This is a genomic window from Methylophilus sp. 42 (assembly GCF_000384155.1).
In the GTDB taxonomy this organism is placed as follows: domain Bacteria; phylum Pseudomonadota; class Gammaproteobacteria; order Burkholderiales; family Methylophilaceae; genus Methylophilus.
On record NZ_KB913031.1, the window covers coordinates 1,830,386 to 1,844,121 of the forward strand.

Annotated in this window: 11 protein-coding genes; 2 read left to right on the top strand and 9 right to left on the bottom strand. The window is 50.7% G+C overall.

What is annotated here, in order from left to right; translation table 11 throughout:
- Positions 1-28: 28 nt before the first annotated feature.
- The 4 genes from uvrC to MET42_RS0108935 all read right to left on the bottom strand — a co-directional run bounded on the left by uvrC (position 29) and on the right by MET42_RS0108935 (position 3,280).
- The gene (uvrC, locus tag MET42_RS0108920) at positions 29-1,828 is read right to left on the bottom strand and encodes an excinuclease ABC subunit UvrC (protein ID WP_019882569.1); all 1,800 of its coding nucleotides are present in this window, start codon (positions 1,826-1,828) and stop codon (positions 29-31) included.
- 90 nt (positions 1,829-1,918) lie between these two features.
- On the bottom strand, positions 1,919-2,275 hold the full coding sequence (locus tag MET42_RS0108925) for a hypothetical protein (RefSeq protein WP_019882570.1): 357 nt from the start codon (positions 2,273-2,275) through the stop codon (positions 1,919-1,921).
- A gap of 39 nt (positions 2,276-2,314) precedes the next feature.
- On the bottom strand, positions 2,315-2,494 hold the full coding sequence (locus tag MET42_RS0108930) for a 4-oxalocrotonate tautomerase family protein (protein ID WP_019882571.1): 180 nt from the start codon (positions 2,492-2,494) through the stop codon (positions 2,315-2,317).
- 39 nt (positions 2,495-2,533) lie between these two features.
- Positions 2,534-3,280, bottom strand: a complete 747-nt coding sequence (locus MET42_RS0108935; RefSeq protein WP_019882572.1) for a cation diffusion facilitator family transporter — start codon at positions 3,278-3,280, stop codon at positions 2,534-2,536.
- Positions 3,281-3,366: 86 nt separating this feature from the next.
- Here MET42_RS0108935 and MET42_RS0108940 point away from each other — a divergent pair, with 86 nt between their 5' ends.
- On the top strand, positions 3,367-4,203 hold the full coding sequence (locus tag MET42_RS0108940) for a 23S rRNA (adenine(2030)-N(6))-methyltransferase RlmJ (RefSeq protein ID WP_019882573.1): 837 nt from the start codon (positions 3,367-3,369) through the stop codon (positions 4,201-4,203).
- A 7-nt stretch (positions 4,204-4,210) separates the two neighbouring features.
- On the opposite strand, the gene MET42_RS0108945 is transcribed toward MET42_RS0108940, so the two are convergent.
- Entirely contained in the window at positions 4,211-5,329 is a 1,119-nt protein-coding gene (locus MET42_RS0108945) for a DUF2914 domain-containing protein (protein ID WP_019882574.1), read from the bottom strand.
- A gap of 274 nt (positions 5,330-5,603) precedes the next feature.
- Between MET42_RS0108945 and MET42_RS0108955 the strand changes: the two genes are divergently transcribed.
- On the top strand, positions 5,604-7,823 hold the full coding sequence (locus MET42_RS0108955; RefSeq protein WP_019915252.1) for an ATP-binding protein: 2,220 nt from the start codon (positions 5,604-5,606) through the stop codon (positions 7,821-7,823).
- A 23-nt stretch (positions 7,824-7,846) separates the two neighbouring features.
- On the opposite strand, the gene MET42_RS0108960 is transcribed toward MET42_RS0108955, so the two are convergent.
- From MET42_RS0108960 to MET42_RS0108975, 4 genes are all read right to left on the bottom strand, one after another.
- Complete coding sequence (locus MET42_RS0108960; RefSeq protein ID WP_019882577.1) at positions 7,847-8,815, bottom strand: crotonase/enoyl-CoA hydratase family protein; 969 nt, start codon at positions 8,813-8,815, stop codon at positions 7,847-7,849.
- Between the two features lie 216 nt (positions 8,816-9,031).
- Entirely contained in the window at positions 9,032-11,611 is a 2,580-nt protein-coding gene (acnB, locus tag MET42_RS0108965) for a bifunctional aconitate hydratase 2/2-methylisocitrate dehydratase (RefSeq protein ID WP_019882578.1), read from the bottom strand.
- A 196-nt stretch (positions 11,612-11,807) separates the two neighbouring features.
- Positions 11,808-12,089: a hypothetical protein gene (locus MET42_RS0108970; RefSeq protein WP_232411426.1), complete on the bottom strand. Its 282-nt coding sequence runs from the start codon at positions 12,087-12,089 to the stop codon at positions 11,808-11,810.
- A gap of 134 nt (positions 12,090-12,223) precedes the next feature.
- On the bottom strand, positions 12,224-13,729 hold the full coding sequence (locus MET42_RS0108975; protein ID WP_019882580.1) for a fumarate hydratase: 1,506 nt from the start codon (positions 13,727-13,729) through the stop codon (positions 12,224-12,226).
- Positions 13,730-13,736: the final 7 nt, after the last annotated feature.

A 13,736-nucleotide genomic window follows, 5' to 3' on the forward strand; every position in this document is an offset into this window, starting at 1 on the left:
ATGCATACAAAGGTCTATTTACACGCCATTAATGCAAGCGTTCGTAAATGATTTGCGCCAATACCAGGCTAATGCCTTCGACTTGGGCAATCTCGTCTATGCTAGCACTTTTTATCCCATCCAGGCCACCAAATCGCGTCAGCAAGGCTTTGCGGCGTTTGGCGCCTACGCCTTCAATCTCTTCCAGGCTAGAGGTGATTCTGGCCTTGGCGCGCTTGGCGCGGTGGCCGGTAATGGCAAAGCGGTGTGCTTCATCGCGGATTTGCTGTAATAAATGCAAGCCCTGGTTATCGCTAGGCAAATTCAGCATTTCGCCGGTGTCAGAAAAAATCATGGTCTCAAGACCAGGTTTTCGCTCTTCACCCTTGGCAATGCCGACCAGCAGAATATCGTCCAGACCGACCTCCTGCATCACCTCAATGGCGACACCGAGCTGACCTTTGCCACCATCAATAAAAATCAGGTCTGGCCGCTTGCCCTCGCCTGCTGCCACTTTTTTATAGCGACGCGTCAACACATCGCGCATGGCGGCATAATCGTCGCCTGGCGTAATGCCAGTGACGTTATAACGGCGGTATTCGCTATTTTGCATGTCACCGCGGTCAAACACCACGCAGCTGCCCACCGTGGCCTCACCCATGGTATGGCTGATATCAAAACACTCAATGCGCTCGGTGTTTTCTGCCAGGTTGAGCGCTTCGCGTAATGACAACAAGCGTGCCTGCTGGCTGGCTGAGGTCGCCTGGCGTTGCTGCAAAGCCAACTCAGCATTGGTTTGTGCCATCTTAAGCCATACTTTTTTATCGCCGATGGCATTGGTCAGCACACGGATCTTGCGCCCGGACTGCTCGCTCAGCATGTCTTCAAATTCGGTTTTATCAATCTCGGCGCCACACACCAGCAATGGCGGCGTATTTTGCGACAGGTAATACTGGGTGATAAACGCTTCTACGGTTTCAACCAACTCGGCATCCTGGCTGTTCTTCGGGAAAAAGCTCTTGTCACCCAAATGACGGCCACCACGGATCATGACCAGGTTAATGCAATGCTGGCCCTGCACTTCTGCGCAGGCAATCACATCGGCATCACTGACGCTAAAATCACTGACAAACTGTTTGGCCTGCACCTGGCGCAGTGCCTGGATACGGTCACGTAAAATGGCCGCCTGCTCATACTCCATCGCCTCAGCGGCCACATTCATGCCATCTGCCAGTGAATCAATCACCTCACTGGTCTTACCTAACAAAAACATCGCGGCATGGCGTACATCACCGGCGTAATCCTCTTGGGAAATCAACTTTACGCAAGGGGCTGTACAGCGCGCAATCTGATATTGCAAGCAAGGCCGCGAACGGTTGGCAAACACAGTGTTTTCACAGGTGCGTAATTTGAATACTTTTTGTAGCAGCTGTATGCTCTCGCGCACGGCTGGCGAGCTGGGGAAAGGCCCGAAATACTGCGCCCCCTTGCGCTGTGTGCCGCGGTGAAACGCCAATCGAGGATAAGCATCACCAGTCAACGCAATATAAGGGTAAGACTTGTCGTCGCGGAACAACACGTTGTAACGCGGCATGAGACCTTTAATCAGGTTATTTTCCAGCAATAGCGCTTCGGCTTCCGAGCGCGTCACTGTCGTCTCAATATTGGCAATCTGCGACACCATCATCTTGGTACGCGGACTAGCCAGGTTTTTATTAAAGTAGCTGGAAACCCGTTTTTTCAGGTCTTTGGCCTTGCCAACATAAATCACAGTATTTTCCGCATTCAGCATGCGATAAACACCAGGTAAGTTAGGCAGGTTTTTGAGGATGGGTTTGGGGTCAAACATGACGGCATTTTAGCACCAGATGTTTGCTCAAGTGACTCCCTGCACATGATCAAGCGTGAAAGAAACTATCAGCCCTTAAACAACTATTAATTAATCATCGAGTGGTTCCCACTCCTTTCTCCATTGCTTAACGCTCTTTCCAGATTTGCTTAACTCTAGTGGATAAAATCTTCTTCGATATCTTTTGCCGTTGTATAAGACAACTTCCCTGCTCTGGGCACCAGGATATCTCTGATCTAAACTCTCTTCCAGCAGCTCCTGCTCTGTGAAGGGTAAAAGCCCGCGACGTCTAAGGTCTTCTTCAATGTGGCGAACTTTCTCTGCCGCAGCCTTAGCTTCCGCATCCAAAGGATTAGTACAATTTACAGAATAGGCAGCCGACCATCGCTCGGCCACCTCATCAAGCGCTGCATTTGCCTGCCTCAAGTCTTCAATGGTGTGCATCATTTATCAACTTATTTGAAAAGCTCGCTTATCAAGATTGAGCTAGCCTAAAAGCTCGCCACCAATAGCCCAGTCTTCGTATTCGACCTCTTCAAATACAATGTAGGTGTAATTAGCAGGCTTCTGAGCATGTTTTTGCAGAGTTTCAGTGATTTCTTTTGCAATCAGTTTCTTCTGCTCTTTGGTCACAGAGCCGGCAAGTTTGACGTTGACGTAAGGCATATGGGCGCTCCTTTTAATGTATCGGACAATTAAAGAAAACTAGTGATGATGGCCCGTTTTCCCGCGATAGATATCGCGGATAAGGTTAAGGGTCACCACCAATAACAACAACGAAATCAGAATAGACAGAATCGGGTCTATGGTCATCCAGCCAGTAAAGTAGATGACGACACCGGCGGCGACGGCAGTCACCGACCCGAGTAAATCACCCAAGACATGCAAAAATGCGGCACGGTGGTTCAAGCTGGCATCGCCGCCGTGATGTTCGTGCTGGTGATGCATATGCTTGGCAACAAACAGATTCACCAGCAGGCCGACCAGCGCAATCACACTGACATAGCCACCAGCTACGGAAACCGGATGTTTAAGACGCTCAATGGCCTCTATGACAATGCCGGCCGTTACCAGCAACATGGAGAGGGCATTGACCATGGAGACGCGAAGCTCGGTTTGCTGCGACGCCGGGTGACCGGTGCGTGCCCTGTGGGCGGCCCACATGGCCAGGCCGAGTGCTAGCACGTCAAACAACATATGCCAGGCGTCACTAAGCAAGGCCAGTGACTGCGTCCAGATGCCTCCCGCAAATTCTACGACGGTGAAGAGTGCAATCGCCAGAAAAGGAATCCAGAAAGGATTGCCATGTGCATGGTCATCATGCCCATGGTCGCCATGCTGGTCATGCGTTGTGTGGTCAGTTGCGTGATCGTGCGCGCAACCCTCATGGGAGCCCCCATGTGAGTGGTTATGCGCATGCGTGTGTTCAGAGTGTGTATGACTAGGTTTCATATTTGCATGCTAATGCAAATTGCCTGGTTTTCACAAGAGCGCGCAAATTTTGTAGCTTATAATGACGGCTTATTGAGAATATATGCATGCTAAGTTACCGTCACGCCTTTCACGCTGGCAATCACGCCGACGTTTTAAAACACTGGATTTACAGCCTGGTGCTGGATTATTTTAACCAGAAAGATAAAGCTTACTGGGTGATAGACACCCACGCCGGGGCTGGTCTGTACCGCCTTGATAGTTCGGTGGCCAACAAAACAGCCGAGTATGTAGACGGCATTCAACGCTTGCAGCAAGGTCAACCACCTGACATTTTTGATGGTTACCTGCAAGCCGTCACAGCGGCGGGTCAAGGCAATGCCACGCTTTATCCTGGCTCCCCTTGCATCGCCAGCCACTTTTTAAACCCGGTGGATAAGTTGCGTTTGTTTGAGCTACACCCGGCAGATGCCGCCTTGCTGGAGCAACAGTTTTCAGCACAAAAAAGGCAGGTATCCATCCAGCAAAAAGATGGTTTTGAAGGTATTAAAGCCTGTTTGCCACCCCCGACCAAGCGCAGCATTGTGCTGATAGATCCACCTTATGAGGTAAAAGACGATTACCTGCGGGTGGTCGATTGCATTAAAGACAGTTTAAAACGCTTTGCCACCGGCACTTACCTGATCTGGTATCCGCGCTTGCAACGGCCTGAGCCACAGCAAATGATAGACAAGCTACGCAGCCTGAATACAGATTATTTGCACGTGACACTGGATGTGCAACAACCATCTGCCGATGGTTTTGGCATGCACGGCAGCGGCATGTGGGTGATTAACCCGCCGTGGACCTTGCGTCAGTCTGTAGAGCCACAGCTGGACTGGCTGGCAGAGACGCTGGCGCAAGATGCCACCGCACATGCATCATGCGAAGGCCAGCAACGTTAACCAGGCATTAATAGCGGATACGTGTACGATGTTGCGGATCTAAAGTCGTGCTCACAGAAACATTAAATGCGCTCACAGCAATTGTTTGCCGGGTAGCGGTCTGGATACGTACCCGCCACTCGCCTGCGGTCAGATTTGTTTTATAGGTATAGCCGCGGTAGCCGCTATCGCGGCCGCCAGTGAGCGAGAAGCCAGGCATGGAGACACTGACCCACTCTCCTTTCACTTTCTTCTGCCAGTCATGCAACAGTTTGGTCTGTAGGCCTTGTGGCGCAAACACCGCCGAAAAACACACCAATTTTTGCCCGGGTTGCAGGTAAAAATGGTCGCTGTCCACGCGCCAGAACTGCCACCAGGGCGACTTCTCGACGGTCATCCAGTAACCTTCCGGTGACTTTTCCAGGTCATACGCCACCACAACCGCCTGCTTGACCAGCGGCACCGGCGGAATCATGTCTGCACGGTAGGCGAGCATCAACAATCCTGCAATCACCCACACCGGCCAGATACGGCCCGCATGATGTGGCGCACGCTGGTATAAGACATAGGTGACCGTAGCACCCAACACCGTGCTCAAATAGAACCAGGCCGCGTGTACACTGCCAAACAAAAATGGAAAAGCAAAGTTGCACCACAAAATGGTACACAGGCCAAACATGCTCCAGCACAAACTTAAGCGCCTGTATTCGCCCTCCATAAACTCATTGGCCACTAGCAATACGCCCAATACCAACGTGACGACCCATGCCAGGCCATAGCTGGAGCTCTTAAAATAGAGAATGAACAAGGCACTGAGCAGGCTGCCAAACAAAAACTGCAATATCCAGTAAGGCCAATCTTGCACTGGCCAGCTAGAAACCCTGTTTTGCAACCATTGCCAACGTAACAAGCGCTCTCCCATACGCCTGACCGACGAAGAAGGTTCGGCCAACTGGTACATGAGCAACGCTGCCAGTAACAAATAGCCGGCAAAGATCGCCATATCGGACAGCGCCACTTTTTTGCCGATGGTAATGGCATCCCAGACAAAACCACCGACAAAAAAGGAAATCGGTAATATCATGCGGCTACGCGCCAGCCAGCGCGACAATCTCGAGGGTTGCTCTGTATCAATAGGGTTCGTCATGCAGATAAATCGTTAATAAGGCCAGAATATCGGCATTTTTATCACAGATGCCGTCAACCACACTATTATTTTGCGTTGTGAAAAGTAAACTTTCTTTGATAATCAAATCGAGCCTGCTAAAATTTAAGTTATCTTAAGAAAAGTCCGTTAACTATCAATATAGGTTAGATTTTCAATTAAAAGATTAGATTTTCCCTGCGCAAGTATCGAGTAAGCGTATAACCCTGAAACATGATTAAGCATGCGAGATTTCGTTAGACAGTTAAAGCAGAAAGTGACAGAAATAAAGTCTATCAGTTATGAAACTGAGCAGGCTCTTATCCGTGTTGCTTTCGTCAGCTTTATCACGCTTTATCTCCTCGTCAATCACAGCAGCTTCGAGCCCGTATTACTTTGCCTGATTTATTTGTGCCTGGGCTTTTTGATGTTGTATAACATCCTGCAGAATCCACAAAAAAATGAAAAGCGCCAGTGGACAGCGATGGTGATGGACATTACGGCGACTTCACTTGAGCAAATGATTTCAGGCGCCATGGCAGGCGTGTTTATCGGTATTTACCTCTGGCTCATCATCGGCTATGGCTTGCGCTACGGCACCAAATTTTTCAAAGGTTGTTACGTCTTCAGCCTGATCGGCTTTAGTCTTACCCTGTATTTAAATCCCTACTGGAACCAGCACCAGCATTTAGCCTACGGCTTTTTACTGACCCTGTTATTGATTCCACCGCATGCATTGCGCTTGCTGGTCAGCCTGGAAAAAGCGACCAAAGAGGCTGGTCAAGCCAGTGAGGCGAAAACCAATTTCCTGTCGAATATCAGCCATGAAATGCGTACCCCACTTAACGGCATTATTGGTGCCAGTGAGTTAATCGCGCAAACCAAGCTGGATAGCAAACAATCCGAACTGCTTAAAATGGTGGGCACGTCGGCCTCTAGCCTTAAAAAACTGATTAATGACGTGCTGGACATTAGCAAAATCGAAAAAGGCAAAGTCGAACTGGAAGAGATCACCTTCTTCCTGCCTGACCTGATTCAGCGCTTGCACCTGATGTTCCAGATTGAAGTCGAACGCAAACAATTGTGGCTGAGATTTCACCTGGATCCTCTTGTCGAACGTCACTATGTCGGCAGCATGCACCACATCGAACAGGTATTAACCAACCTGATCGCCAATGCCATTAAATTCACCCAGCATGGCGGCGTCGACGTAGTGGTCAGCGTCGTACAAGGCCATGCCGACATGAGTAAGCTCAGCTTCCGTATTCGAGATACCGGCATAGGCATTAAAAGTGATGCTTTGCCGCTGATTTTTGATAGTTTCACCCAGGCAGACAGCAGCATTACCCGACGCTATGGTGGCACCGGCCTGGGCACCTCTATTGCCAAGCAACTGGTCGAAGTCATGGGCGGTAAAATCAGTGTCGCCAGCCAGGAAAATGTCGGCACCACCTTTGTGGTGAGCCTGCCGCTAACACATGCAGTGGCACCCGCACCGCAGGCGGTGAACGAAATAAATCTGGATGGCCAGTCAAATGTGGTCCCGTTGAGCAGCCACACCAAATTCCGCAAGAAAATTCGTGTATTGATTGCTGATGATAATGTGGTCAACCGCTTGATTCTGAATGAAACACTGCAAAGAATGCACTGTGTGGTGAAAGCGGTAGACAATGGAGATGCCGCACTGGATGCGCTGGAACATCACCAGTTTGACCTGATGATTCTGGACTACAACATGCCAGAGATGAATGGCCTTGAGGTGTTTAATATCCACAACGCCTTGCCTGGCAGCAAACCGATCAGAACAGTGATCCTCACGGCAGATGCGACTAAAACCACACAAGACCGCTGTTTGCGCGCTGGGGTATATCAAGTATTGACCAAGCCAGTGGTCTCAAGACAAATTCAAAGCCTGATTGAAGCTATTGCGAGCACCATCGAGACTGAACAGGTTGCGCAAGTGGCTCCCGTCAGACGCAAAAAACCTAAAGTCACGTCGCCTGAAGTGCCATTAACGGCCGCTCCGGTGGAACCCACATTTGTAGACGCACGGTCACCACACTCACCGATGAGAACCGGGAAACCCGCGTCTGTACCCATCCCTAAAATTGCCAACATCATTCCAACGGTTGAACCATTGCTGGATGATGACCGTATGGCGCACTTGTTAAAACTGGGTGGGGGTGAAGCATTCTTACACAAACTCATCACAGAGTTTATTGACTCGACCGATGTCTTGCTGCGCGCGCTCGGGATGGCAAGCCTGGATTTAAATTTCGAGCAGGTACATAAACTGGCGCATGAGCTGGCTGGTGAATCTGCCAACATGGGCTTGATTCCACTCAGTAAACTCAGCCGCCGTTTATTGAGCTTGAGCATGGAAGATGCCCAGACTATTTCCGGCCTTTATCAGGCCGTTGCGGATTGTTACGAAGAGACGCGTACGCAACTGCAACAACATCGCAGCAAGCTCTCATCCAAACGCTCGCATAAATAGCCGGGCACCTGCTCTGCTGCACACTACTGATTCACTGCGATATGATGATCTGTTGGTAACACCAGCGGCTGTTGTGGTGCAACCTCACTAGCAAGCGCTTCATTTGGGAACAAACGTGACTGCGCGCGATAAAACCTATCCATCACTTTGAGATCACGCTCAGTCAGGCGTAAGGCATTTTCTACCCATACATCGACAATATCCTTAAGCTCGTCGTAGGTTAAAGGATTGATTCTGGCCTTGGCCTTTTGCGCAGACAAAAAGCCTTCTGCGCGCTTATTGTTTTTGTGAATAAAGTCTTGCACGGCCTGCTCACCCTCGCCCTCTTCAACCACGATGTCAATCAGGCCCATTTGCAGGCATTCTTCAGCCGTGTAACGCTCGCAACCCAGAATCATTTTATCGGCCACCGCCATGCCTGCCTTGCGTGCAATAAAGCTATAAGCACCCATGCCAGGAATCATGTTGAAAAATAGCTCAGGAAAGCAGAACACGGATTGCTTTTCAGCGATAAGTACATCACTGGTCATGGCCGCCTCAATACCGGCGCCTAGCACTTCACCTTGCAGCAGCGAGATTTTGGTCACATGGTCCAGCTGGAAACGGAATGCGCGCTGTGCAACCACATCAATACTCAGCTTCGCATAGGCCTGCAATTGCGCCCGGTCTTGCAAGCGGATAGCGGCAGCCATTTTCTGCAAGTCACCGCCCATATTGAAATAGCCCGGTGTGGCTGACGCAAACACAGAGTAACGGATCGGCAGTACTGTCTCGCTGTCTGTCTGGACATAGCCACCACTGCGCTGGATATCCGCATGGTGCTGATGCAAGTTCATGAGTAACTCATGATTGATGCACGGAATGCGCTGAGGTTGATGTATATAGCTCCATAACGCCTGTTGCTCTGCATCAAAACGGCAAAATACCTGACCGTAATCATGTGACAGTAAACGTTGTTGATAATTAACCAACCCTTGTTCGAACGGTTTCATGAGTTTCTCCTTGGACATTAAAAATCTGTTGAATTGAATCAGTGGTATTGACGTGCATGTACATCGAATCGTTGACGTCAGCCAGTACATCATAATCAAAACAGAAGGTCGCGGTGAGGGAGGCTCTCAGGTTTTACAGTTGCAAGGATATGTCCTGCCTTAAAAACAACAAAGGGAGCGAATGCTCCCTTTACTTGTGTCTTAAACCATTAACTGTTAGGCGGTTTCTTTAATCGGAATGACTTTCTTCACATTCTCCAAAGAGCCTGCATATTGGGTCATCTGGTTAAAGTTGAGGTATTTGTAAATCTCCGCCGTATTGGTCAGTTTGCTACCCAGGGTGTCCAGGTATTCTTGCACCGTAGGCATGCGGCCCAACTTGGCGCACACGGCTGCCAGCTCGGCAGAGCCCAGATACACGCGCGCATCTTTACCCATACGGTTATCAAAGTTACGCGTAGAGGTTGAGAATACTGTCGCCTTGTCAGCCACACGTGCTTGGTTACCCATACACAACGAGCAGCCTGGCACTTCAGTCCGTGCGCCTGCCACACCAAAGGTTGAGTACACGCCTTCGGCACGTAGTTGCGCCTCGTCCATACGAGTAGGTGGCGCAATCCACAAACGGGTTGGGATACCACCGGCGCCTTCCAGCACTTTACCTGCCGCGCGATAATGGCCAATATTAGTCATACAGCTACCGATAAACACTTCGTCAATTTTGTCACCGACCACTGCGGTCAATGGCTTGATATCATCCGGGTCATTCGGGCAAGCGACCAGTGGCTCTTTAATATCTGCAAGATCAATTTCAATCACGTGTGCATACTCGGCATCCGCATCCGGCTGCAACAGTTCCGGTTTTTCCAGCCAGGCTTTCATGCTGGCGATACGACGCTCCAATGTGCGTGCATCGGCATAACCATTCTCGATCATATTCTGCATCAGCACGATATTGGAATTGAGGAACTCAATCACTGGCTCTTTGTTCAACAGCACGGTACAACCATTGGCAGAACGCTCGGCTGAGGCATCTGCCAGTTCAAACGCCTGTTCAACCTTCAGGTCTGGCAAGCCTTCAATTTCGAGCACACGGCCGTTAAACACGTTTTTCTTGCCCTGTTTGCCCACCGTCAGCGTACCCTCCTGGATCGCCGCATAAGGAATGGCGTTGACCAGGTCACGCAAGGTGATACCAGGCTGCATTTCGCCTTTAAAACGTACCAGGACTGATTCTGGCATATCCAGCGGCATGGCACCGGTTGCCGCAGCAAATGCAACCAATCCGGAGCCAGCAGGGAAACTGATACCAATCGGGAAGCGGGTATGCGAGTCACCGCCCGTACCCACCGTATCCGGCAACACCAGGCGGTTTAGCCAGGAATGGATCACGCCGTCACCAGCACGCAGGCTCACACCACCACGGCTAGACATAAACTCAGGCAACTCATGTTGCAATTTAATATCCACTGGTTTTGGGTACGCAGCCGTATGGCAGAAACTCTGCATCACCAGGTCGGCACTGAAGCCCAGACAAGCCAGCTCTTTCAACTCGTCACGCGTCATGCCGCCAGTGGTGTCCTGTGAACCGACTGTCGTTGCCTTTGGCTCGCAGTAAGTGCCTGGGCGCACGCCAAAGCCCTCAGGCAAACCACAGGCGCGACCCACCATTTTTTGTGCCAGCGTGTAACCCTTGCCGGTATCTTTCGCCGGGATAGATTTGATAAAGGTATCCGTGTCGCCCAAACCCAATGCCTTACGTGCATTGGCAGTCAGGCCACGGCCAATAATCAGCGGGATACGACCACCGGCACGTACTTCATCGGCCAGGGTCACTGGATTCATTTCAAACGTAGCCAGCACTTCCCCGGCTTCTGACAAGACCTTGCCTTCAAAAGGCTTGATCACGATGACATCCCCCGTGTTCAGCTTGGAAACATCACACTGAATCGGCAAAGACCCGGAGTCTTCAGCGGTATTAAAGAAAATGGGCGCGATTTTGTTGCCAATCACCACACCGCCGGTACGTTTGTTAGGGATAAATGGAATATCGTCGCCCATCCACCATTGCACAGAGTTGATCGCCGATTTACGTGAAGAACCGGTACCAACCACATCACCGACATAGGCTAATGGCAAGCCTTTTTGCTTCAGGCTTTCAATCGTCGTCAAACCATCGGCCATGCGGTTAATCAACATGGCTTTCGCATGCAATGGAATATCCGGGCGGCTCCAGGCGTCTTGTGCCGGGCTCAGGTCATCGGTGTTGGTTTCGCCATCCAGCTTGAACACCACCACTTTAATGGCTTCTGCCAGCGCAGGTTTACTGGTGAACCACTCGGCAGCTGCCCAGGATTCGATCAGTTTTTTGGCATGCGCATTACCCGCCTTCATCTTGGCGTCGACGTCATGAAACGCGTCAAACATCAAAATCGTCGTCGACAGCGCTGTCACGGCATGGGCGGCCATCGGTGTGTCCAGCAAAGCAACCAATGCCTGCACGTTGTAACCACCAAGCATGGTGCCTAGCAATTCAACCGCTCTTTCAGCGCTGACCAATGGGGAAATGGCCTTGCTGTTGGCAATATCGGCCAGAAAAGCGGCTTTCACATAAGCAGCCTGGTCAACCCCCGCCGGAATACGGTTTTGTAGCAAATCGACAAGTAAAGCCTCCTGGCCCGCAGGCGGGGCTTTCAACAGTTCAACCAATGCAGCGACTTGTTCCGCATTCAGGGGCAATGGAGGCAGGTTTTGCGCAGCGCGCTCTTTTACGTGGGTTTCGTATGCTTGTAACATGATGTAGGCTCTATCAATAAAACTTAAAGTCGGGGAATGGGCTGGTGTTAACCACAGGCCGCGAGGATTCTTCTCGCTTGATTATAATCCAGTCCATTCACCAGAATGTTAACTGCTTGTAACATTCCGGCAATTGATCAAAATGACCGCCGCCAACAGCAACAAAACAACACTGCTTCATGCCTTTGCTATCTTGTCAGCGGTTACTGTCTCCATATAACTCTTTGGCAAATGGCGTACTGCAACTTTTTCCGTAAGCAGACGATTCCCATTTATCCAGTAATTCTTTTTGATAACCCTTGCCGTGCTGTTTTTCCAGATAGGCACGCACTTCAAACACATCGGCAAATCCGTTGTGATCACTATCCATCAATGCCACCTGGTCTTCCAGCGTTGGCCCGCTATAACGGCCAGTGCTATCGGTAAAATACTCCAGGGCGGATTCGGCATGCGCAGGCAAACTAATACCTACTGCCAACCCGGCTATGAACCAAATTACCCCAGTGTTTATTTTTATCATACTCACTCCATAATGACGCTTAGTAGTATGACGTATATTTCCCCAATTCGTGCCCGGCCTCAGTGATGTCGCTCACATTGCAGGCCCGCTATTTACACTGCGTGTAAAGCAATGGTTTTTTTCCATTGTGCCGGCCCGGTCTGGTGCACAGATTCCCCATCTGCACTCACCGCCACCGTCACCGGCATATCCACCACCTCAAACTCATAGATGGCTTCCATACCTAATTCCTCAAAAGCCAATACACGTGACTTTTTAATCGCCTTGCTCACCAGATAAGCCGCGCCACCCACCGCCATCAGGTAAACCGATTTGTGCTTGGCGATCTCGACCAAGGCTTCTTCACCCCGCTCGGCTTTACCGATAGAGCCCAGTAAACCGGTGTTCAGCATCATATCGGTGTAGCTATCCATGCGCGTCGCCGTGGTGGGGCCAGCAGGGCCAACGGCTTCGTCACGCACGGCATCAACCGGACCCACGTAATAAATAAATTTATTAGTAAAATCAACGGGTAAGGGCTCACCGTTGGCTAACATGGTCTGGATACGTTTGTGCGCAGCATCACGGCCAGTCAGGATTTTACCGGTCAGTAACAAGGTATCGCCGGTTTTCCAGGCCTGTGTTTCTGCACGCGTGACGGTTTCCAGGTTCACGCGTTTGGCTTGTGGGCTCGGCGCCCAATGTACGTCTGGATACACATCAGGATTCGGTGGTGTCAGTTCAGCCACACCAGAGCCATCCAGCGTAAAGTGCACGTGGCGCGTTGCCGCGCAATTAGGAATAATCGCCACCGGCAGACTGGCTGCATGCGTCGGATAATCAAGAATCTTCACATCGAGCACGGTGGTCAGGCCGCCCAGGCCTTGCGCCCCAATGCCTAATTGATTGACCTTTTCATATAGCTCCAGCCGCAGCTCTTCAATGCGGTTTTGTGCACCGCGTGCCTGCAACTCCTGAATGTCAATCGACGCCATCAGTGACTCTTTGGCCAACAACATGGCTTTTTCAGCGCTACCACCGATACCGATGCCCAGCATACCGGGCGGGCACCAGCCTGCGCCCATTTCTGGCACCACTTCCAGCACCCAATCGACAATGCTTTCGTTAGGATTGAGCATCGCCAGTTTCGATTTATTTTCAGAGCCGCCACCTTTGGCCGCCACTTGTACCTCAACCTTGTCACCTGCCACCATTTCTATATGCGTAATGGCGGGAGTATTGTCTTTGGTATTCTTACGCCCCCCGGCCGGGTCATTCACGATAGACGCGCGCAGCATATTGTCAGGATGCAAATACGCACGGCGCACGCCTTCGTTAACCATCTCTTCAACCGTCATATCACCTTCAAAGCGTGCCTGCATCCCCACTTTGATAAACGCCACCACAATACCGGTGTCCTGACACAAGGGACGCTTACCCTCGGCGCACATACGCGAATTAGTCAGAATTTGAGCAATGGCATCTTTGGCGGCAGGAGAGGCTTCTTTTTCATAGGCAGCCGCCAACGCCTGGATATAGTCTTCCGGGTGGTAATAGGAGATATATTGCAGGGCATCAGCAACACTCTCGATAAAGTCTTGGGTTTTAATCAGGGCCATTGTCTGT